We start from the raw sequence: 22,412 nt of genomic DNA, 5'->3' as shown, positions 1-22,412 counted from the left end.
GGGTTCGCGAGTCTCGGTGCCGCTGGGTTTCGCGGGCTGACCTTCGGTGGGTAGAGCCTCGGCCCTCACGTGCTGTCCCCCTTCAGTTCGTCCGGCGCCGCTGCCCCGGAGAGGTCCGTTTCGAAACGTCGGACGGCCTGTGCCCGCGCCTGGTAACCCCGTGCGTTCGCGGGCAGGGAATCGAGGCGCTTGCGAAGGAACCGGCTCGCGGCTCCGGCGAGCACGTCGGCATATTCGACAAGGGCGGCGTCCACTGCCTTGTCGTCCTCGGCGGCCGCTGTGTCGTCCAGCAGGAGGTGGAACGGCTCCTCGGTGTGCGCCCAGTGCTCCGGCCGCGCGTCGAATCGCGAGATCTGCCCGCTCTTGTCGGCCGGTTTGGGATTCGGATACGTGACGGTCCACGCCACGTATGCCGCTCTGGAGAGGGCGGACGCCACATGCTCTGCGACGAGGGAGCCCCGCTCGGCCGCGTACCGCAGATCACGCTCGCGGCCGGGGATGAAGGGGAACGTGTCCGACACCCAGGTGAGCGCCGTGGTCTGCTTCGCGACGAGCCCGACAGCCCACAGATTGAGACGCCGGCCACTGAGCCGGGCCAGACGGTCGTACAGATCGGGCCCGTGGTCCCGGTCCGCCACTGCCGCGTAGAGTGCGTGGGCCTCGCGCCACAGGGCGCGGGAGGGAGAAGGCCGGAGCGGCTTCACACCGCCGTCAGGCGCCTTCTCGTAGACGGCGTCCGGCATGTGGTGGGGGGCCAAGGGGGCGAGCAGTTCACCAGCCCCCAGCAGGACACGGTCGACGGCCGGCTCCCCGTCCTCCGTGAGGGCGGGCCGCATGAGGACCGAGCGTCCGAGGACCGTGTGGAGGTCGGCAGGCCCCTCCACGCGCCGTCCGGTGGGCTTGCTGAGGAAGCCCCGGCGCGGCTCGGGAGCCACGGTCCAGGTGCGGTTGAAGTGGCCGGGGTCCCCGGTGAGGGGCACCAGGTTGAGCCGCAGGGTGTCGCCCAGCGTCTGTCCCAGCGCGATGACGCGGATGCGGGTGCCGAGACGCCCCGCGGCCAGATTGGTCAGCGTGGGCCCCAGGGTTTCCTGCCCGGAAATCCTCGCCCGGCCCCCAGGGCCGTAGGCGTGCTGCGTGAGCATCGCGCGGAAGGCGGCCCCGGCAGGTAGGGGGGCGGGATGCTCGAGGTGGTGGTGGTCGAAGAACTGGTTGTAGTCGCCGGCGTGCTCGATGACGAGCTGAGCAGGCCCCGCACCGTGTCGGTCGATGAAGGGGGTGAGGAGGGCGTTCTGCCCCAGGGGATCCGTGGGGTGGAAGAGGTTCCAGTGCTCGTCGGGGCGACTCTCGAGCCAGTCGGCGGCAGTGGTCAGCGGGTGGTTGTCCTCCACCTGCGCGAGCCACTCGTCGACGGTCCCCGGACCGCTGCCGGACGCATAGCAGATGGCGAGCAGGTACTCGATGAGGGCGACGGACTCCCCCGGCGTCGTTCCCGAGACTGCGCGGATCTCGTCCGCATGCCGCAGGGCGTGGATCAGGGTGACCGGCGTGTTCTCCTTGGCCGCTGTCAGCGCCGGAACGCATGCTTGTCTCCGAGGGTCCCAGCAGGGGCGTAATTCACCTGCCGGAGAGGGACGTATCTCAGCCGATGTCACCTGATCCGTACTCCAGTCACCACAGTTGCCTGATGAGATGCGCGAGAACGTAACACGGCGGACAGGGGCCAAGTGCAGGATTCAGGAGAACCCAACAGCTCTGCGTATAAATGGTGTTGGGGAAGCATCCTTTCTCCTGCTCCAGAGGTGCCGGGAGACAGGCCGGTATGGAATCCGCTCGTCTTCGAGATGGTCACCGCGGGTGCGGTCATGCTCGAGATGTGGGAGCGGGTGCTGAGTCCCGCGCAGCGGACAGAGGTCGCTGAAGGGTTCGGTGCCGTTGACGAGCGAAGCGCCCGCCTGGCGGCCGGCTTCCTGGCAGGCGTCAGCCGTGTCGGCCACGCCTGCCCTTCGCAGATGGTCTCGTTCGACACCAGGCAGAGAGCTTCACCCGACAGGGAGCGAGCCTGCGCGGTATGGCGGGAGCAAGCAATGAAGGCAGGCCTGCCGCTGCCCCTTCCTGGGGCCCGTCTCCGCCACGCGGCGGCCGAGCACGTCACGGCGGCTGTTCTGCCGAGGCTGACAGGATGCGACTGTCCTGGGTTGGTGGATGGCGAGCGCTGCCGAGCCCACGCCCACCAGGGCCTCTACACGGCGGCATACGCGCTCAATCGCCAGGGGGCGGACGTTCTGCACGCCGATACAGTGGCCAAGGCGTACCGAGCGACCGGGGGCGCGCCCTGGGACGTCATCCGCATGGCCTTGGTCGATGCCGTCGCCCGGCACGTCGGCATCGCCGCTGGGAGTCTCCCCTCTCTGATCAGGCCATCGGACCCGCTGTCCCTCACGGCCTTCAGCGGTTTGGTCTCCCAGAGCGTCGCGCTCTCCCGCGAAGACGTCGCCGGTGATGTCGCGTCACCTCACGAGGACTGGGAGACGACGACATCCCGGGCACATCTGCATGCCAGGTCAGCGGTTGGGCGGATCGGCGTGGGCGGCTGACGTCCGCCGCACAGCCTTGGTCCCCGCGTGGCGGGGGTGCTGCTTCTTCAGTCCCCACAAGGGCCATCTCCGCGTTGCGGAGCGAAGGTGCCGTGGGCAGCGGCGGGCCGATCGTAGTGGGCACCTCGGCCGATGACCAGACCGCGGGTCCTTTGACGTCGGTCTCCGTTCCTAGTCGGGCTACATCGGAGATGGCTCAAGAACCACACCGGCGGCCCCGGCAGGACCACCGAAGACGATGAGTGGCTGTGATGATCTCCCACCGGTTTCTCGTGCGGGCACGATTCCGAGTGACGTCAGCGAGGCTGCGGTGACCAGCCGTAGCACCTCCTCCCCGGTTTCGGCGTCCCAGAGACGCAGAGTCGTGTCGCTGAGGCCGGCACTGACGATGAGCGGGCGGGCCTGCGAGGACCGGACGACACAGAGGGCGGACACGGGCCCGTCATGGCGGACCGGGAGAGTGAAGGCCACTGGTCCACTCGCGTCCGGGGAGCACACGTGGATCCTGCCGTCCGCTCCCCCGGCCAACAGATACCCGTCCCCCTCGTCCTCGTCCGGAATGGCAGCCAGCGACTCCACCGGTCCCAGGGATGCCGGCAACTCGTGATGCGGTACCTGCAGCGGGCGGCACAGCACGACCTCCTGATCGGTGGCTACAGCCAGCACACCCCCCGCGCGCAGGGGCAGATGTACCAGGGTGCGGATGGGACCGCCCTCTCCCCCGCCGTGGCGCCATCCCAGCGCCGAGCCGGATTCCACGTCGCAGTACGCGATCGAGCCGCTGCTTGTCCCCACAGCCAGTACGGTGCGTCCCTCGTGCGGGAAGACGACGAATGCCGTGGGCCGGTCCTCGGTCGACGTCCAGACGTTCAACGGCAGCCAGGTTCCGTTCCAGCTGGCGACGCTGCCGTCCGGCAGGCCGACGACCACGGCCATAGAGCCGTCCGCCGCCTTGTAGGTGTCGAGAGCGGTCACAGGGCCCTCGGCCGCGGAACGGTGGGGCAGAGCGATGGTGTCGAGGACGTCGCCGCTCTCCGCCGAGCGCAGGATCAGGTTGCGGTCGGGTCCGACCGACACCAGGACGTGTGGTCCGCTGTTTCCGTTCAGTGACAGGGCGAACCGTCCTCCGGCGGCGGTCCGCGGGTCGCGATGGCGTACGGTGCGCCGCCGCCAGACCTCGGGGTTCCAGACACGCACGGTCCGATCGGCGGAGCCGGACACCAGCACCTGAACGCCGTCCGGGCCGGGCACGACGGTGAGTCCCCTGACGGCGCCCGTGTGGTTGGTGGGGAACCGGCAGGACTCCTCACCCGTCGTGGGGTCCCACAGCTGCACCGAGCCGTCGTCCCCACCGAGCGCGAGCAGGGTGCGATCGCGGGAGCCCCCCTGTCGGCAGGTGGTCAGGACGGCCGCGCTCCGCCGGATCGTGCTGTGCGGGCGGGCCTCACCGGACACGGCATCCCAGAACAGGACCGCGCCGCCTTGTGCCCGCGTGGAGACGGCGAGCAGGGCCCTGCCATCGCGCCCGTCGACAAACGAGAGCGCGGAGACGTCGCGCCCTGGCACCGGCACCCTGCACAGCCTCCGAAGAGAACTGCCGTCGAGAACGTCGACGGAGTCGGTGCCCTGCACTGCCAGGAGGGCGAGCCTGCCGGGACGTTCGAGCGCAGCGAGTGTGGTCACCGGGCCGACGAGGACCTCCCGCACCACCGCGTCGGCCGTGTCGTGCCGGATTCCGACGGTGTCGTACAGCACGAGCCCCTCCGCCGTACCCACCGCCAGCACTACCTGGCCGTCTTCGTCGGTGTACGAGGACATGCAGAGAACAGGTTCTCGCACCGGCAGGTCGACGATCGCCCCACCCAACGGGTCGCATGCCTGGACTCCACTGTCCGTCCCCAAGGCCACCCACGGCTGGCCGCCCGCGCCCGGAACAACGGTCATGGCCCGGACAGCCCCACCGTGCACCTGGATCGGCGGACCGAGAGGAGTCACGGTGGTGGGGTCCCACACCCTCACAGAGCCGTCGTCACAGCCCACCGCGACCAGCGGCGTCCCATCGTGCAGGCCGAACGACGCGAGAGCGTGGATAGGTGCCTCCTGCCGTGCCAGGACGTTGCCGTGGACAGCGAGGTCTTTCCACCGAGGTCGGAGGCGCCCCGAGGATTCCGGCTCCGAACGGCCTGGGGAGGGCGTGCGCACAGGGCGCCCTCCCTCATGCTCCCAGAGAGAGAAGCGCAGGCTCTCCGCGCGTGCAGAAGGCGGAGCGTCGCCCAGGAACGGTTCGATGCGTGTCCACGCGAACAGCCGTGTGGTGTCCGGGGTGTGCTCCGACAACAGCCCGAGCGCCCCACGCACATTCCCGCTCGTTTCGTACGGGAGGAACGTCTCCGTGACGACGCTGTCGTTCAGCACCTTGCCGGCCGCTGCGTGCTCGACGAGGTGATGGCGCAGATACGGGTGCGGTGGGCTGTCGTGGGGTTCTTGGAGTCCGTGGAGGGAGCTGAACGCGACGGCCAGCCGGCGGTGGTCCTCGCCGACGTTCGCCTGGGCCGGGAGCACATGAGCGGATGTGAGGGACTCGACGAGGAGCAGGTGGGGAGTGCTCTGCAGCAGCTCTCCCACACGTTCGTGGATGGGTCGGTAGACGAACCGGCCGTCCTCGACAGCGGTCGTCAGATAGCCGGCGAGGCGACTCTCCCGGACCTGACGGATCACGCTCTCGGCAGGTGCAGGGAGGCCCCCCGGCGTGAGTGCGGCCACGGCGCAAGGCCACACCTCGGCCCACGGGAGACCAGCGCCCCGAGCGAGTGCTGTGGCCCGCAGGACCTGGATGACGGCCTCGGCGGGCAGGCCGGTGTTGCGGCTCACCTCTCCGAGGTCCTGGAGCAGGAGCAGCTGGGTGCCCTGGCGTAGGGAGGCACGCCACTCAGGGTTGTCGGGGTCCGGGAAGGTGCTACTCCTCTCCAATGACTCCGCAGCGAGCCGGGCGTCCAGGAACGAAGGGGCTACCTCTTCCGCCACGGCGGCCGCGAGCTCGTCCAGTAGCTGGATGTCAGGGTGTTCAGCGTCGTCGTGCAGTCCGGACAACGCCCTGAGCAGAGTGCTTGTGTACGCGGCAATGTCTGCCGTGGCACCGGTGTCCGTCCGCAGCGGTTCACCGGACTCCGTGGAACGGACCAGCAGGTTCAGCAGATCGGATGCCCGGTCGCGGGAAGGCTGCAGCCTTCCCGCGACCGGGGCGTGCGCGCTGCGGACGCCCAGAAGCATTCGCACCGCAGGCCGTCCGTCGTCGGACCACTGCTCGGACAGCGGCCGGATGAGGTCGGTGATGGTCCGGGTCGGATTCCTTGCCTCGTCGATGCCGTCCACGACGACGGTCAGGGACCGACCCTCCCGACGGAGGTACTCCAGGGCATGGTCGAGGACCAGGTCGACCGTCCTGACCCCGGCTCCTCGTTCAGGCGGCCGACCGGTGAGCGCCTCGTACAGAGCGGCGGTGAGTTCGTCGGTGTCCGCGTTGCGGGCGAGTACCGCGGCGTCGATCGCCCCCTCCGGCACGAGGAGGTCGGGTTCGGTCGCTTCGATGACATGACGGTAGGTCTCGTCAGCCCGGAACCGGGCATCGCTCAGGGTGACGGCTCGAGCGAGCAGCGCCGACTTCCCCGAGCCGGCCTCCCCGGTGACGATGAGCGTGCCCTCGTCCCCTGCGAGGAATTCGGTCACGCGCCTCATCTGAGCTGCCCGTCCGGTGAAGAACCAGTCGGTCACCCCGGGGGTGGGAGACGGACGGCCAGACGCCCGTGACTGCCAGTACGAGTCGAGGTCGGCGGGGCTCCAGGCGACGGCGCTGCGCGCCGGTTCCACCACGTCGGGCTCCGCTGTGTACGCGGGATTGGGCAGACAGGGGCTGGGTTCCTGATGTTCCTTGTCACGTTGCAGCGACTCCTCCGGCCATACCGGTTGCACGTCGGCCATGAGTGAAGGTACGAAGACCTTCGTCATGGCGGTGAAGAAGTCCTCGTAGCTCAGGTAGGGAAGGGCGTAGCCGGCGGACTGCGTCTTGAAGTGCGTCATCGTCGCCTTGAGGAGGCGGGAGAAGGCCTCGAGGCGGGGCGATGTGTACTCGTCAGCCGACGTCAGTACGACGAGGGATTTGAGCCCGCGCCGCTCGTCGCTGAGGGCGGCGAGCCGTCTGCTCAGATCTTTTCTCAAAACTCCCGAGAAGCAGGAGTCCACCATCACGAGTACGTGCGTGGCGCGGGAGTCCAGCAAGGTCGTGACGAGTTCGGCGGTCTGGAAAGCGGTGTTGAGGACCCTGTTCCGGTCCGAGTCGGGCAGGAGCAGGAAGTGGATCTCGGAATCACGGCTCACGCCGTGGCCGGTGATGTAGGCGACGAGGACCTCGTCGTCGTCGGCGTCCGCCAGGTCCTCCTCGTCGAGAAAGGAGCGCAGATCGCGGACAGTGCGCATGCCCTTCGGCTTCACGACCTCGAAGCCACGTCGCTCGTCCGAAGAGTTGTCCGCAGCCCACCACTCCTCGACGACGGCTACTTGGGCCTCGATGCCCTTCCTGAAGTTTTCGTGGTCCTGCGGCGTCTCATGGGTGTCGCGGTCGTACTCCGAAACAGCGATTTCGACGAGCCGTCGTCTGCCCCAGTCGTCAGCGACCGGCCCGCTCACCGCTCCTCGCCCGCGATGGCGTGGGCCACCGGCGCGGTCCGGAGATAGGTCAGGGCCTTGTGGGGATCGACCACCCCGTTGCGGACCTGTGCGTCGGCGATCGCCGGTGTGGTGCCGCTCAGTCCTCGGCCGCCGGTGATGAAGTCACCTGGATCGAAGGCGTTGACCCACGAGATGTCACCTGGCAGCTTCAAGGGTTCGCCGTCGGTGACGCCGAGCCCGCGGCGTACCGCTGGGATCGCCAGAGGCGAGCCGCACGTCACGAGGGTGCGTACGTGAGCCACCCGCTCCGGGGGGATCTCGCTCCGACGCAGCAGGTCGAAGGCGATCACGCTGCCCAGTGAGTGCCCCACGACAACGGAGGTGTCCTCGCTGAAGGCATCGGCGACCTGCTCCCTGACACGCGCCGCAAGGCCGGGCTCGTAGAGGTAGAACCGCACTTCGCGCATCGCGGAGACGAACAGCTTGCCTCCGCCGCGGGGATATCGCTGGTCGTACGCCATCACCAGTCGGGTGAGGCGGGCCGGCCACAAGCGAGGCAATCCCAGTGTCTGGAGCTCGATGTCCTCGAAAGTCGCCAACTCGGCGCCGTGGACGACCTCCTCCAAGGCGTCGGTGACGAATGCCGTCTCCTCCTGGCTCAAGGGAGCTGCCGGGCCGAAAGGGTCGTCCTCTGCGCCGAGGCGGTCGGCCCCGCGAGCCAGAAGCCCTGTCCAGTGGGGCAGTTCCAGATCGCCTGAGCCGATGCCGGGTTGCTCGATGCTGCCGAGCCCGCGGCTGATCGCCTTGCTCCACTCCGCTGTCAGCCGCGCCTTGGACGTCTGCGACTGCCGAATTCCGTGTACTCCGACGATGCGTGCCACGCGTGCTCCCCCGCCTGTGTGCTGTTCGCTCGGATCGAGGCTAATGCGGGCGTCCTTCGCAGGGGCGAGGTTCAGCGACAGCGATGTACTGGTCCTGGCGCTGATCGGCGGACGGGTGCCGGCGGGCAGTTCGCCGGCATGGGGCGGCGGGTCCGACGCCGGCCGACCGGGACAGAGATGTACTTCCTCCAGATGAAGGGATAGTGCCTGCGGCGCCGAGGTGAGCCTCGCCGCCGCCCGTATATCGGCATACCGGGATACCGGGATACCGGGATACCGGGATACCGGGATACCGGGGGAAGAATCCCGAGCGGGCTTCATCCCATGGGGTAGTGAACTCTGCTTTCCGCCCGTGGGGACGTGGCCCGAAGCTCAAGTACCTTTGACAGCAGGCCTTTGTGTCCTGCGTCCGCAGGGATGGCCCCTTGGGCCGAGGGGCGGCGTAGCCGCGACCGATGTGCCCCTGCGCCCGCAGGGATGGTCCCAACCTCCTGCGCGGCCAGAGCAGCGCGCCGATCTGCTTCCCGCGCCTCCGGCGGGCATGGCCCCACGTCGGGCAGGACCAGGGCCATCGGGCGGTCCCGTACCTCGCACGTGCGGGGATGGCCCCAACCCTGGCTGTGGGCGGACGCTCTACAGCCTCCGCTCTCTGTAGTTGAGAGGGCGAGGCCCAACTGCTCCCCGTGAACGCAGGGATGGCTCCCGACGGTGCGGCGGAGCTGCCTGACCGACCGACTGGCTCTCCGCGCCTGCGGAGATGGCCCCTACGAGCAGGACGTCATACAGCGCGGCTCACACGGTTCCCCCGCACGCGCGGGGATGGCCCCGCGCCTTTCAGCCCCGCGATCAGCGTCGCCAGCTACTCCCCCGCGCCTGCGGGGATGGCCCAGCCCACAGCGACGGGGGTACGGACGCGGCGAGGTGCTCCCCGCGTCCGCGGGGATGGTCCCATCACCGGCCTATATGAAGCGGCCAGCCTGCTCTCTGCGCCTGCGAGCCAGATCCCTGGCGAGGTGTGTTGTCCGCGGACAACACACCTCGCCAGGGATCTGGCTCGCAGGGTTTCCCTGTGCCTTGGCGAAGCGGGAATCCCATGCCCCGGATGGAGCCCTGCTCCCCTACATCGACCGCGTGACCACCTACGATCCGCCGACCGTGACGAGCATGGTCATTACCACGGTGCCCAGGACGTCGTGAGTGATTGCGGAGAGTACGAGGCGGCCTACTTCCAGGCGGTCACGGCATTCGCCTCGGAAGTCCCAGCGGCAGGCCGCCACTGAGGTCTGAGCCGGCGGGGCCTCTCTTCGGTACGCCGAGGAGAGGCCGCGTCCTTTGCTCAGGCGGTCCGCAGCCGGGCCGAGACTTGACGATCTCTGTAGCGGCTGGACACAGAAGTGCGCCGGAGGCGACTGCCCCCGGCGCACCGAACCGATGAGCCCTGTCACACGTAGGTGTGGAGCTCCTCGATCAGCTGAGTCAGCTGCTCCGGGGGAAGCCCCGAGGCGAGCGTGCGCGCCTGCTCCTCGACGGACGTGCCGAGCTGTCGGACCAGGAGGAGGCTGCGCTCGTCCGTGACGTCGGCAGCCTTCGTCCCTTCAGGGTCCGCAGCCGGAGTGTCCGCTGTGTTGTCCGCGGACAACACAGGAGGGGGAGCGGACACAGCCGTGGTCGACGAGCGCGGCTCGTGGACACTCTTGTTGTCCGCGGACAACACGTGGTCCTTCGCGGGAACAGGTTCCCTGGGGGCCGGGGGTCGCGACGACGACTGCTGCGCGGCCTCCACCCCACGCGGTGTGTTGTCCGCGGACAACACAGAAGCCGGGGCAGGGGAGTGGTCCTCAAGTTGCCGCGGGCCGCTCGTTGATGCCGAGGGCTCCGCAGCGGCTGTCTGCTTGGCCCGCTCCAGGAGCAGCTTCTCCTCCTGGCGAGCGCGGACCTCCTGCTCCCGGGTCTCCTTGAGATGGGCGAGCAGCTCCGCCCCGTCGAGTCCCGGATTCTCCTTCAGCCGCCGTGCGAGCAGACGGCCATCACGCTCGGGGAGCGAGCCGGAGCTGAGCATGGCCTGCAGTTCAGACGGGAGTTCAAGGAGGGCGAGCTGGTTGGTGATCCAGGAGCGGTCGCGCCCCAGCCGCTTGGCGGCTCGTGTGCGGGCACCCTTCTCCGACTCCTCGCTGCACACCCGCACGAGTTCGAGGACGCCGCGCGCACGCTCCACGACGTCGAAGTCCTCTCGCTCCAGGTTCTCCTTGAGCAGGTGGTCGACGAATTCCTCGCGAGAGACGGCCAGGTCGTCACGTACGACGAAGTCCAAAGCGTCCAGGGCTACATGGACCGCGCTGCGAAAGCGCCGCTCGCCGTTGACCAGTACGTAGGCGGAATCACCGATCTGCGCCTCGTGCTCCGGCCAGAGCCGCAGATACGCGGGACGGGACACAGCGACGCACGCGGCGAGCTGCGCGACGCGCAGCTCCTCACCGAAGCGGGTGAGGTCCTCGTCGGAACCGAAGTTGCGACGAGGGTTGAGCGGCGTCGGTGCGACATCCTCCAACGGCAGACGCCGCAACTCGTACGACGGGACGTCGCCCTGCACTATGGCCTTCGCGCGGCCGCGTGCGCTGCGGCCGCGGGGTACACCCCCGAAGGAGGAGCCGGTGCCGAGCCGGTCGGCGACACTCATGACATGACCTTCCGAGCGATGGCACGCATGACCTCGGACTGCTCGCATTCCGGGGCGTAGGACAGCAGCGGCTGCTTGAGACGCACCGACTCGCGCTGCTCCTTGAGCTCGGGCATGACACCGACGACCGGCGGGTCGCCGATCTCCTTCCAGCTGTGGAGCGACGACGTGGCGATGTAGCCCTTGCGGCTGTCGTACATGTTGACGATGAACCCGAGCATCGAGATCTCGACCTCCATGTCCGCGCACAGATCCTGGATCTGGTCGTAGAGCATGTCGTACGCGTCGGCGGACGAGTCCTCCGCGAGCACTGGGATGAAGATGCCGGACAGACCCGACACCTCGCCCTCGCGGGTCCGGCAGTAGTACAGCGCCGTGTCCATCGTGTACCCGAGGCTGGGTGGGCAGTCGACGACGATGTAGTCGAACTCCTTCTCCAGCGGCTCCAGCGCTTTCTCGAGCGCAGTCTCCTTGATGCGTACGAAGCGGCTGGTGGCGAGCTTGGCGTCGAGCAGGAACGCGTCCTTGCAGGCCGGCAACATGAAAAGTCGCCCGCTGAAGGCACCGTCCTCTATCGGGACAAGGAGCTCGCGTAGCTCTCCCTTCGCCTCACCGAGCATGTGCTTGGCCAGGCTGGGGGACTCGATGTCGAACAGCTCGTATCCGAGCTGCTTGGTGAGGTGGCCCTGCGGGTCGAAGTCGATGAGCAGCACGCGGTTGCCTGCCTCGGCCAGAGCCTGCGCCACACCGGAGGACGTGGCGGTCTTGCCGACCCCGCCCTTCTGGTTGCCGAAGATGAGCCGCCGGGCCCAGTTGGGCCGGGTCGCGGTGCGCCTGGGGGAGAGGTGGGTGTCGAGCCACAGACGGATTGCCTGGGCGATGCCCTGGTTGAAGGGGATGCCACGTTGCTTGCAGTCGTCCTTGAACTCCCCGTACAGCCCTGTGGGGAGGTAGGTGGAGAACGAACTGCCGCCGGTGGTGTCCACGGGGACCCGCTCAGCGTCATCTGCACGCCATGCCTGCAGGCCTTCGGTCACGGCGTCCTTGATATCGACGCCCAACTCGGCAGCTCTGACCTTGAGTTCTTGCCGCAAGGCCGCTGGCAGCTTGGCGACTACCTTTTCCCTGTCATCAGGGGAGTATGGGACGGTCATGCGGTTACCTTACTCACCTCTCGGTGGCTCCTGGCGCAGGCGGGGGTGAGAATTTGCGGCGTGTCACCCGGATGGGGCAGGGAGGGTGGAGGGCGGGCAACCCAGGGCTGTCGGGGCAATTAGGAGGTTAGGGCGCATTGTCGGATTCAGTGAAAGTGCATCAGAACTGGCTTGACCGTTGATAGAACCGCAGGTCAGTCAGTCTGCTCCCCGCGCACGCGGGGATGGCCCCGAGGAGACTGCCGACACCACGGCTTTCGACTCGTGTTCCCTGCGCCCGCGAGGATGGCCCCGCCGGCCACCGCCCGGCCCGCGTCGCCGTGACCTGCTCCCCGCGCACGCGGGGATGGTTCCCAGGGCCGATCGGCGCCTCCTACCTGCGATCGATTCATCAGCCGACGAGGGAGTCTTGTTGTCCGCGGACAACAAGCTGTCTGCCCTCCATGCCCCGCGGTTCGGTTCGCAGGTGTACAGCGATAGCTCGAGCGCGATGACGCCGGCGCCGATCCAGATCCAGCCCTTGTGTTCGTGGAGGTCCTGCCGGGTGAGGAACTGCGCCGCCGCCAGCACAACGCGGGAATGTCCGCGTGGGAGTTCGCCGACCCCCTCGGCGTCCACGAGCACGACATCTCCCTGCCAACTGCCCAATTAGCCGCTGCACGTCGTCCTCCAGGCGCCCGCCGACCGGGCCGCCCACGTCGTGCACATGTCGCAGATCGGCCGCCGCAAATACCGGGGTCTGCGCCTGGCGAGCGACATCACCGCGCTTGCGCTCGTGGCCCTGGCCGCCGCGCTCCTGACCGCCCTGACCTGACCCATGGAGACGACGATGCCGTTACCGACCGCGCACACCCACTGGACCGTCACCCTCACCCCGGCCGGGCCGCCTGCAGCTGCACCCTCGCTGCGCGCGCGGGCCCGCCGCTGAGCACTGACTGCCGTCGCGCTGCTCGCCGCGTACACGATCGGCACCGCTCAGGCCGACGGCTCCACGGCCGCACCGCCGGCACCCGCGTATACGACCCCCGCCACCGTGACCGTGGAGCCGCCGCGATGAGCCGCACGCACCAAATACACGCCCCCGAGGCGCACGTCGCGGTCTCCCACGGCGCCGACTTCTTCGGCGAGGACCGGCACCCGCTGAAATCCCTGACGAGCCTCGCTGGATACGCCGAAGGCTGCCTGTCGCGCGACGAGCGCGGTCGGTTGAGGGGCACAGAGGCTGAGTGTCGTCTGCCATGGGAACGGTCAGTCGTTCTGCACGAAGAGCTGTTCGTTAGGCCGGTTGTTCTGCTTCGCCGGGGGAGGGGAGGGAGATTGGGACGGGGGCGTCGGTTGGGGGCAGCCCTGCTTTGGCGCGGACCATGTCTGCTTCTGCTCGGAGCATTTCCGCCTTCGCGCGGATGAGGTCGGCGTCCTTTTGGCCGTGGGCCTGGATGAGCTTGGCGGGGCCGGTGAGGATTCCGCCGATGAGTACACCGATGACGGTTCCGATGTTGACGATGGAGGCGACCGTGGCGGGGGCGTCGGTGGGGCCCAGCCCGCCTTCTTGGTGGCTTTCGAGAAGACCTCGCGTGCTGATCCAGGCGATGGTCAGCAGCGCCAGGAGGAGGATGCCGACCAGCGCGCCGAGAAGGGTTCGTGGCTGTAGCCAGCGGATTTTAAGGGCTGAGCGCGGTGCGCCGCCCTGCGTGGCCACTTCCCTCCTGGTCATCTTTTTGGTGAGCGAGGAGGCCAGTCTTTTCACACCTTCCGGGCTGTCCAGGATGGCGTCACCCCAGATTGCCGCAGGTAGGCCATCCCTTGGGTGGTAGCTGGTGTTGTAAGGGAGGTCGTCGGGCCAGTTCTCGTTGGCCTCGTGTGCGCCGCCCACCGTGTCGAGGATGTGGAAAAACTGCATGCCACGGTGTTCACGCCAGTAGGCGACTTGCTCCTGGACGTACCTCGATGCTTCGTAGCTCGAGGCGATCAGGAGGAAGTTGTGGCAGAGCCCCATCCGTCCGGGGTCGAGGTCCAACGTGCTCTCGCCGTAGTTGGCATCCGTGCGTACCTTCGCCTTGTGCAGGATTTGTCTGACGGTCTGTTGGTCGCTGAGTCCTCTGGCGCGAACCCGACGTGCGCGCGGGGGATGAGTTCACGGGGAGCTGACGGTGGGACGGCGGCCGGAACGGCAGAATCAGCGGTTCGTTCACGCCCTTGGGGGAGTCATGCAGGAACTCCGTTTCGACGACATCCGGTTCACCACTGCGGTTGGCAGCGATCAGACGTGGCTGCGCCGCGCGTTGGGCGGCCATGAGCTGAGCGTTCAACTTGCCGTCGGGGTGTCGCCGTTTGCCGAGGCAGGAAAGATCCTCGCCTTGGAGGCGGAGTTGTTCGGCTTCGGCACCGCGCCGGCGCAGCGATCCCGGCTCGGTCGGACCACGGCGAACCTCGCGTACACCCCCGTCGTGACCCTTCACCGGGTGAACCTGGTGTTCCCGTTGACGTCGCTGCAGGTCCACGCGATTGAGGAAGCCCGCACTGGTGACGTCCGGTTCGAGATCGACCTCAACGCCACCCTGCCGCAGGCGGCCGGCTACCCGGGGTGCGCCCCGGCCACGGAAACCATCACTCTCGCCAAGAGCAGCTGGGAGCAGCAGATCGCACAGCTCGGGCCGTCCGCGGCCTTCGAGATGGCCGTGCCCTTCCCATTCGGCGACCCGCAGCGCGCCGAGGTCGGCCGACTGCTGCGGGAAGCCCAGCGGCTGCTGACCGCAGGGGAGATTCGTGCGTCGATCCTGGAGATCCGGCGGGCGCTGGAGTGGATCCAGCACAACGTGGACTGGGACAGGCCTGGGTCGAAGAAGCTCGCCAACCAGTGCAACCAGACCGAGCGCTGGTGGCGTATCCAGGACGCCCTCTACAGCCAGACGTCCGGCGCCATGCACAACGACCTGGTCACCAAGAACTTCTCCTACGACCGGGCCGAGGCGGAGACGCTTCTGGCGATGACTGCCGCACTGCTGAGGAACGTGCCGGACGCCCCGATTCCCCGCCCGTAGTCCGGGCCCACCACCGGCTCAAGGGCGGCGCCGGCCAGCTTGGCGCCAATGGCCCCGGCCGGGGCCGAACCGTTCGACCGCTGGCCCGCCGACGACCACCAGGACGACAAGGACCAAGACCACGAGCCCGCCGACCGGGCGGGGATGACGAGGAGCAAATGAGAGAGGACCGCGGTGCCGCCAGCCCGTACGTCGAGTACGACGGGCTGCCCGTCTGCATGGGACGGAAGTGAAGCTGCCGCTGATTCACCCGTACGCCCCGGTGAAGGCCGGGCGGTACGTCACGCCTGGCGGCGGGCGGCTGACCATCGGGAAGGCGGATGAGAACGCCGTCCATCTGCGGATCACGCTGGATCACCTCGGCTGTCGCGCCCAGTGCGTTGAGGAGAAGGATGCTGCGTTCCGGCGGCTCGCGCTGGCCGTCGAGGGCTACTGCGTCCACGCCGGTTGCCGTCACCATGCCGCGTTTACGGACGGGGTGTTCCGCCACTTCGAATTGCTCAACGGCACCGTCTCGCTCGTCGCGTTCGTACGCGCCGTGCTTGCGATCGAGCTGGGAGACGTTATCCCTGCCGGCCGGATCGTCAAGGAGTCCGAAGCGCGGTTCGGGCCCGTCCCCCGCCCGGAGGGCTCGGACGAGGAAGGGCAGGAAGAGGTCACTTAGAGCCATTAGACCCAACAGGTCTGACCGGCGGCTATTAACGGGCAGCGCGTGCTGCGCGCGGGCCGTCGGCGCTTCGCCTGACGCTCATACCGCGCGCAGCCGTGGGGGCTCGGTCGCGTCTGTCTCCTCGACCACCTTGGCGGCCGCGACCGTCTCCTCGATGACGTCCGCGGCCGCCTCGGCGTGCTTGGCCTTGCGGTCGTCGAGCTGACTCTTGAGCTTCATGCACGCGAACGTTAGCCCGCTGCCCACCGTCACCGACGCTGCGGCGATGCCCACGACGACGAGGGCCGGAGAGCGCAGATCAGCGTGACCGACGATCTTGTTACCGGTCCCGCGCAGCAGGGCCCGCAAAGCGCCGGGCGTGCTGGAGTCGGACAGCGACGTCCAGTCCGGTTGCTCGACCACCTTCAGGGAATAGCGCATGCCGTTCCTGACCCAGCTCATGTCCATGGCGTCACTGTAGGGGCGCTCTCCCGCACCGCGTGGCGGAACCGGGTGCTCTCTGATGCCTTCGGCTGTTCCGCCCAGTGCGGTGAGGAGAAGGATACTGCGTTCCGGCGGCTCGCGCTGGCCGTCGAGGGCTACTGCGTCCACGCCGGTTGCCGTCACCGTCCCGCGTTTTACGGGTTGGACCTGTTGGAGTCAATGGACCCAACCCGCTACCGGGGTGCCGATGCCGTGGTGGGCAACCCGTAGGTCGTCCAGGAGCGCCAGAGCCTCGTTACTCAAGGTCGCGCTGTCCGTGATGCGGTGCACCGGATGTCCGCGTGGCTCGCCGAGCTGCGCCGCCAGGGCCACACCTCCGGCCCGCTGTTCCGCGCCGTCACCAGGAGCGGCGCCATCCCGACCCGCAAGCGCGGCGACTCCCTCACCCCGGGCAGCATCATCAAGGCCCGTGCCCAGGCCGCGGCCGCGCCGCTGCCGGACGACGATCCGGCCCGCGCTGTCCTGGCCAAGCTCACCGCACACGGTCTCCGTCGCGGCCCCGCGCAGTACCTCGCCCGTCTCGGTCAGGACCCGACCGCACAGGGCCGGTGGAAGCCCGGCTCACGGACCGTTGAGAAGCATTACCTCGGTCCCGCCTGAGGCCGGGCCGACAACCCCTTCACCGCTGCCCGCGCCGTCGGCAAGACCGCATGACTTTGCCGAATCTCAAGCTGTCTGCGCACCGCGAACACAAGATGGGCGGCATGACAACGGTGGAGGGTACGCGGGCGACTCCGGAGCCGCCCGGGCTCGCGACGCGGGCACGTAGCGGGGTAGGCAGAGCACGAGCCCGGCTTACGAGGTGGTGGCAGCGTGAGGCACTAAAACGGGCCCGGAGGGCTGCGGAAGGCATCCGCCGGGATACGGCAGGGGCGGCTGCGGTGCGATTGCGGTTAGGCGTCCCGCGGCCGGTGACCAAGGGGGTGCGCGAGTCGGTGCGGGTGTACTACCGAGGGCGGTATGTGCCCAGCCCCTATAAGCGGATGGCGGCGCTGTATGTGGTCGTCGTGGGCTTCGTCTTCGCGATTAATGTGGGGCAGACTGTGCTGCCAGAGATGCCAGAGCTCATGGCACGACAGGCCGACCGGTGGTCCACCGAGGTCGTGGAGGCGCCACCACTGCTTGCACCCATCGCCATCGCCGTGCCGACGGTTATCACCATGGCGCTGTTCAGTGTGGGTCTCACGGTCTACTGGGTGGTGCTCAGCCTCGTCTCCTTTGCGTTCATGCGTAGGGTGCGTGCGTTTAGACCGCTCGTGGCGGTCATGTACGCGGTTCGAAGTTGCGGTTCCGTTTACGGCACGGCGGGACCGCAGCGGATCGAAAAGCTGCTCTCGCTCGCCGTGTCCATGAACGGTGTCAGGAGAAATCTGCGCCGCGCGCACCGGGTCCAGGGAGGCTTGCTTCGTCGCGGCAACCGTATGAAGACGGTTCGTGCCCACCTCAGGAGCGTCGTGAAGTGCCTGGACGCAGCCGAGAGTCGGATCGACGTGGACGGGGACCATGCCCTGCCGGATCTTGTCTCCCTCTTGGACAACATTGCCGACGCCTACGCTGACGGCCGGCTCGCCGCGATCCTCGACAAGAAGACCCTTGACGAATATCCGGCCGGACGAGATTGGGAGGCGCTGCGCCTCGCGCTTCTTGCCTTGATCATCGGGGCCGGTGCGGTCGGCGCCGGGTTCTTGGCCTTGTCTGATCCAGTGACGACCATCCTCATCGCGAGCGTCGGCGTCGTGGGAGTGACATTGCTCTACCGCAAGAACCTGCGTGAGGGGATCGGCCACCTCGAAATGTGGCGGCCGTAAACAACCACTGCCACCGTGCGGATGGTGACGCGGTTCTTACCAGCGCCCCGACTTGGGTACAGGGGCTGAGCCCCGAGGATCCGCGACGAGCCTCCGCGTCGCCCGCCGACGACCGAGGGTTGTCGTAGCTGGCCGTTCTCTGGCTGGACGACCTTTTGGTCAGCCGCCGATCCGGCCGTACGGTGATGGGCCCGGCCCGCCGATCTTGCTGACTCCGGACCGTTCCGATCCATGATCAAAAACAGGGGATGCACGAAGGGGGTTCCCTTGTCGGGGAACCCCAGCACGCCGGGAACGCACAACCGCACAAGCCCGGCTGACGGGCCAGTACGAACAGGGGTGGCCGGTGGCCTGGGTGACAGCGATCCGTGACGACGAGCAGGTCGAGTACCGGCTCCGGGAGCAGGCAGGGTGCTCGGTCGTGGCGGTCGAGAACGTGGTCCAGGAGGTGGCCGACCCGGCGCTGGAGTACCGGCTGCGGGAGGAGACGGACTCCCTGCTTGTGTGGATGGGCAGCGGCCTCGCGGCGGTCGGGCTGACCGCCGGCGCGGTGCTGGACGAGGAGGGCAAGCAGGCCGCCCGGCAGCTCATGAGCGGCTGCCATCCGGAGACCGGCGCCCGGCTGATCCGTACGCAGACGTCGGCCCGCGCGCACCCGGCAGCGAAGCTCACGACGGCCAGGCTGGTGGAGGCGATCGAGGCCGCCGCCGAGGAGCGCGGGGTGGCGGCCGCGAGTCTGCTGGAGGGCAAGCCGAAGCAGGCCCGGGTGTTCGCGCAGCAGCAGCGGATGGTCCACCGGTTCGGTGACCGGCACCGGATGCAGGTGGGCACCCTGCACAAACTGGCCCGTGCCGCCGGCCTCTCGCTGGACGACGTCTACGGGGAGAGGGAGCTGGCCGAGGCGCGGGAGCACGCGGGCCGGCGGGTGGACGACCGGGTTCGCGGCTGGGACCTCATGCTCGACGTCCCCAAGAGCGACAGCGTCCTGCCGGGGCTGATGGGCGAGGGGGACGAGCGGGAGTACCGCGACCTGGTGCACCTGGCGACGCGCGAGACGATCCGTGAGGTGGAGCGCTGGGTCGGGTACGCGGTCGGCTCGGAGGACGGGCGGCCGGTCCGGCTCGCGGCTGGCGGGCTGCTGGCGTGGTCGGTGGAGCACCAGTCGGCGCGTCCGATGGGCGACGGGACGCCCGGCGACCCGCACCTCCACCTCCACGTGACGATCGCCAACATGGGCCTGTGCGAGGACGGTGAGTGGCGCTCGATCGGCAACTCCGGCCAGGACCTGCACCGGCACGCGGCAGCAGCCGACGCGTTCTTCAAGGCCAGGATCCGCGCCCTCACCCACGCTCGGTTCGGCGTGCGACGGCAGCAGTCCGAGCGCACCGGCGCCTGGGAAGTCGAGGGGATCCCCGAGCCGGTTCGGGACCTGTTCTCCCGCCGCCACGGACGGATCGTGGACCTTGCCGGGGACAAGGCGGGGCGCCAGGAGCGCGACCGTGCCGCCGCCGAGACTCTGCGCGGCAAGCACCGCGGTGACGCGTCGGCGATGCGGGAGAGCTGGCGCCGGCGTGCCGAGGAGGCCGGGGTCGACGTCGACGCGATGGTCGCGGCAGCGGCCCCAGGACCGCCCGGACCGGACAGCGGCCCCACCGTCGACGGCTCCACCGGACCGCGGATCCCGCCGCCTGCCGACCTTGCCGCCGTCGTGTTCAACCCGGAGACCGGCCTCACCGCCGGCGCGAAGACTTTCTCGCGCGCGCAGCTGCTCGCCGCGGTCGGCAACGCGCTGCAGCACGGCCTGGACGACGGGGTCGGGCGCCTCGACGAGCTCGCCGACGAAGTCCTTGACGTGGCCGGGCACGCGGTGCGCGTGCCGGACTACGGATCCGCCGTAATGACGTCGACCGCCCGCTACACGACGCAGGACATCCTGGATGCGGAGGCGTACGTACGGGACCAGGCGCTCACCCGCCACGGCGAAGGCCACATTGCTCTGACGGGTGGCCAGTCGGCCGCCGCCATCGACGTGTTCCAGGTCGCGGTCGGCTTCGAGCTGTCCGACGAGCAGAACGCGGCCGTGACGCGGCTGCTGACCTGCGGGCACGGCATTGACACCGTCGTCGGCGTTGCCGGGTCAGGCAAGTCGACGCTGATGGAGGCATGCCGGATCGGATGGGACGCCACCGGCACCACCTACGCCGGGGCGTGCCTGAGCGCCGTGGCCGCCCAGAACCTCACCCAGGCGTCCGGGATCCCCGCCCGCACGGTCGCGGCCTGGCTCCAGCAGATCCGCACTGGCACCGGTCTCACCGGAGTGGAGGTCCTGGTCATCGACGAGGCCACGATGGTGGACGACCGATCCGCTCAGGTCCTCATGCGCGAGGCGGCCCGCACCGGCACGCAGATCATCGGCATTGGCGACCCTCTGCAGCTCCAGGCCATCGCGGCGGGTGGATGGTTCCGCGACGTCCACCGGCTCGTCGGCGGGCTCACCCTGCACGAGAACCGCCGCCAGGAGGATGCCGCCGAACGGCACGTGCTGGAGGTCTGGCGCACCGGCGACCACGACCAGGCGCTGCGTCTGCTCGCCGACCAGGGACGGATCCATCCGACCGAGTCCGCGGATGAGGCCCGCTCGCAGATCCTCATCACGTGGGACGAGCTCCGGCGTGACCGTTGGCCTGACACGCACGACCTCGTTGACGAGCTGGTGGTGCTTGCCGCCCGCAACGCCGACGTCGACGCGCTCAACGCCGGTGCCCAGCAGATCCGCCGTGCCTCCGGCGAACTCGGCACCGAGCACACCTACGCTCTGTCCGGCGGGGGCCGACTCACCCTCGCTGAGGGCGACGCCGTACGGGTGCGAGTCAACGACTACCGCAGCAGTCGCGGGGAGGGGCCGGACCTGCTGAACGAGTACCGGGCCGTCGTCAGCGAGATCGCCGATGACGGGCGGATCGAGATCACGTGGCGCACCCAGGCCCGCGGTGAGGGCGACGCCTTCGTGTCCGCGTGGCTGACGCCCGACCAGGTCGCCTCAGGGGCCCTGTCCCTGGGGTACGCGATGACGATCGCCGCCTGGCAGGGCATGACGTGCGACACGAGCCTCATGTACGGACACGGCGCCAACGCATTCGCCGCGTACCCGGGGCTGACCAGGGGGAAGAAGGCGAATCACCTGTGGCTGCCGCTCGCGGTCATCGAGAGCGAAGACACCCGGGCCCGGCTCGGTGACGCCCGCACCGAGAAGGAACGCCTGGAGCGCGCCGTCGACGCGTACGCCCGGTTCCTGGGGCAGTCGCAGCCCGACGCGATGGTCTCCGACCTCCTCCACGGACCGCCGGCCCCGGCCGTCGTGCCGTCGCCGACCCGCACCCACGCCGTGAGGGCCAGCGCGGCACGCGCCCGGTCGACCACCGTCCACGACCAGCGCCAGGGCGAGGCCCAACCACAGAAGCGTGAGTATCGGCTGACGGACGAGCAGAAGCAGCGCCTGGCCGACATGCAGGAGGAGCGGGAGCTGGCCGGGGTCCGGGCCTGGAACCGCCGCCAGTACGGCGACCGGACCGACCAGGAGCTCACCAAGCTCATCGCAACCGGCCCAGTCGACGCCCGGCGCGAGGACAAGGCAGCGGCCGAAGCCGAGGCGACCGAGCGCGCCCTGCAACAGCAGATCGCCGCCGACCGAGCCCGTGGGGAGACCCGGGGCCGGCGGGAGGTCGCGCCCATCTACCCGCTGCTCGATCTCGCCGACGAGCAGCTGGCCATCGCGCGCACCGAGCAGGCCCGCGAGACCGCGATGGCCGTGCACGCGGCGAAGGCGGACGAGCACCTCCGCGTCCTGGCGGCGGCCGAAGGCAAGGGACGGATCGCGCTGCGGATGGCGGGCACCTCACGTAAGGAACACCGCCAGCTCACCCAGGAGGCCACCGAGCAGCGTGCCGCCGGGTGGAGGGAGGCGGCCGACGCCCGGGTCGCGGCCTCCCGAGCAGCCGAGGCCGCGTGGGGGATTGTGCGCAGCAGCCCGTACTCCGACGTGCTCGGTGCCACCGAGCGCCAGGCCCCGGACGTCGACACCCTCGAGGCCCGGCTCACCGATATGCGGGAGGCACGGATCCCCGCCCGAGTCCAGCAGATTGACACCGGCGACGAGAAGCGTGTCTCCCGCGCCCACGGCCAGGCTGCCAAGGCCAGGGAGAACGCGGCCCTGTACCGGGCCGTCGCTGTCGACGCGCGCACCGAGAAGGCTCTGCGTGCCCGGATCTCTGAGCACCATCCGGTGCTTCACGAGTCAGAGAACCGAGCGCGTACAGAGGTCCGGCAGGCGCAGGAGATCCGCAGCGCTCGTATCGAGGCTCAGCGGGCGCCCAGTTACCGGCCTCCCGCTCTGGGCCGGTCAGGACCTTCCCGGGGCCGCCGGTGAGTGGGCGGCTGCG

At 69.0% G+C, this 22,412-nt stretch carries 14 protein-coding genes; 7 read left to right on the top strand and 7 right to left on the bottom strand.

What is annotated here, in order from left to right; all coding sequences use genetic code 11:
• Window positions 1-65: 65 nt before the first annotated feature.
• Window positions 66-1,652, bottom strand: a complete 1,587-nt coding sequence (locus OG488_RS38925; protein WP_329239434.1) for a type I-E CRISPR-associated protein Cse1/CasA — start codon at window positions 1,650-1,652, stop codon at window positions 66-68.
• Window positions 1,653-1,724: 72 nt separating this feature from the next.
• Between OG488_RS38925 and OG488_RS38920 the strand changes: the two genes are divergently transcribed.
• Entirely contained in the window at window positions 1,725-2,594 is an 870-nt protein-coding gene (locus OG488_RS38920; protein WP_329239432.1) for an HD domain-containing protein, read from the top strand.
• A 180-nt stretch (window positions 2,595-2,774) separates the two neighbouring features.
• On the opposite strand, the gene OG488_RS38915 is transcribed toward OG488_RS38920, so the two are convergent.
• The 5 genes from OG488_RS38915 to OG488_RS38895 form a co-directional block, all read right to left on the bottom strand.
• Complete coding sequence (locus tag OG488_RS38915; RefSeq protein ID WP_329239429.1) at window positions 2,775-7,277, bottom strand: NACHT and WD repeat domain-containing protein; 4,503 nt, start codon at window positions 7,275-7,277, stop codon at window positions 2,775-2,777.
• Window positions 7,274-8,140, bottom strand: a complete 867-nt coding sequence (locus OG488_RS38910) for a hypothetical protein (protein ID WP_329239426.1) — start codon at window positions 8,138-8,140, stop codon at window positions 7,274-7,276. The genes OG488_RS38915 and OG488_RS38910 overlap by 4 nt, the downstream gene beginning before the upstream one ends.
• 1,441 nt (window positions 8,141-9,581) lie before the next feature.
• Entirely contained in the window at window positions 9,582-10,817 is a 1,236-nt protein-coding gene (locus OG488_RS38905; RefSeq protein WP_329239423.1) for a ParB/RepB/Spo0J family partition protein, read from the bottom strand.
• Complete coding sequence (locus OG488_RS38900) at window positions 10,814-11,971, bottom strand: ParA family protein (protein WP_329239420.1); 1,158 nt, start codon at window positions 11,969-11,971, stop codon at window positions 10,814-10,816. Before OG488_RS38900 ends, OG488_RS38905 begins: the two co-directional genes overlap by 4 nt.
• Before the next feature lie 1,276 nt (window positions 11,972-13,247).
• Window positions 13,248-13,988: a hypothetical protein gene (locus tag OG488_RS38895; RefSeq protein WP_329239417.1), complete on the bottom strand. Its 741-nt coding sequence runs from the start codon at window positions 13,986-13,988 to the stop codon at window positions 13,248-13,250.
• A 190-nt stretch (window positions 13,989-14,178) separates the two neighbouring features.
• Between OG488_RS38895 and OG488_RS38890 the strand changes: the two genes are divergently transcribed.
• Complete coding sequence (locus OG488_RS38890; protein WP_329239415.1) at window positions 14,179-15,012, top strand: hypothetical protein; 834 nt, start codon at window positions 14,179-14,181, stop codon at window positions 15,010-15,012.
• A 229-nt stretch (window positions 15,013-15,241) separates the two neighbouring features.
• Window positions 15,242-15,676 carry a DUF6420 family protein gene (locus OG488_RS38885; RefSeq protein WP_329239414.1) on the top strand — a complete coding sequence of 145 codons (435 nt, stop codon included), beginning with the start codon at window positions 15,242-15,244 and terminating at the stop codon, window positions 15,674-15,676.
• An 84-nt stretch (window positions 15,677-15,760) separates the two neighbouring features.
• On the opposite strand, the gene OG488_RS38880 is transcribed toward OG488_RS38885, so the two are convergent.
• Entirely contained in the window at window positions 15,761-16,129 is a 369-nt protein-coding gene (locus OG488_RS38880; protein ID WP_329239705.1) for a hypothetical protein, read from the bottom strand.
• Here OG488_RS38880 and OG488_RS38875 point away from each other — a divergent pair.
• The 4 genes from OG488_RS38875 (at window position 16,073) to mobF (ending at window position 22,399) form a co-directional block, all read left to right on the top strand.
• Complete coding sequence (locus OG488_RS38875; protein ID WP_329239688.1) at window positions 16,073-16,375, top strand: DUF6420 family protein; 303 nt, start codon at window positions 16,073-16,075, stop codon at window positions 16,373-16,375. The two genes, OG488_RS38880 and OG488_RS38875, sit on opposite strands and share 57 nt — an antisense overlap.
• Before the next feature lie 63 nt (window positions 16,376-16,438).
• The gene (locus OG488_RS38870; protein ID WP_329239685.1) at window positions 16,439-16,765 is read left to right on the top strand and encodes a hypothetical protein; all 327 of its coding nucleotides are present in this window, start codon (window positions 16,439-16,441) and stop codon (window positions 16,763-16,765) included.
• 311 nt (window positions 16,766-17,076) lie between these two features.
• On the top strand, window positions 17,077-17,973 hold the full coding sequence (locus OG488_RS38865) for a hypothetical protein (RefSeq protein WP_329239682.1): 897 nt from the start codon (window positions 17,077-17,079) through the stop codon (window positions 17,971-17,973).
• Between the two features lie 346 nt (window positions 17,974-18,319).
• Window positions 18,320-22,399: a MobF family relaxase gene (gene mobF, locus OG488_RS38860; protein ID WP_329239679.1), complete on the top strand. Its 4,080-nt coding sequence runs from the start codon at window positions 18,320-18,322 to the stop codon at window positions 22,397-22,399.
• The last annotated feature ends 13 nt before the right edge of the window (window positions 22,400-22,412 follow it).

Source organism: Streptomyces sp. NBC_01460 (assembly GCF_036227405.1).
In the GTDB taxonomy this organism is placed as follows: domain Bacteria; phylum Actinomycetota; class Actinomycetes; order Streptomycetales; family Streptomycetaceae; genus Streptomyces.
This window is presented reverse-complemented; position numbering and strand designations above follow the sequence as displayed.

Excerpts from the sequence above, each read along its gene's own strand:
- OG488_RS38905 (WP_329239423.1), bottom strand. The coding sequence starts at position 10,817 with ATGAGTGTCGCCGACCGGCTCGGCACCGGCTCCTCCTTCGGGGGTGTA.
- OG488_RS38900 (WP_329239420.1), bottom strand. The coding sequence starts at position 11,971 with ATGACCGTCCCATACTCCCCTGATGACAGGGAAAAGGTAGTCGCCAAG.
- OG488_RS38890 (WP_329239415.1), top strand. The coding sequence starts at position 14,179 with ATGCAGGAACTCCGTTTCGACGACATCCGGTTCACCACTGCGGTTGGC.
- OG488_RS38880 (WP_329239705.1), bottom strand. The coding sequence starts at position 16,129 with ATGGACATGAGCTGGGTCAGGAACGGCATGCGCTATTCCCTGAAGGTG.
- OG488_RS38870 (WP_329239685.1), top strand. The coding sequence starts at position 16,439 with ATGTCCGCGTGGCTCGCCGAGCTGCGCCGCCAGGGCCACACCTCCGGC.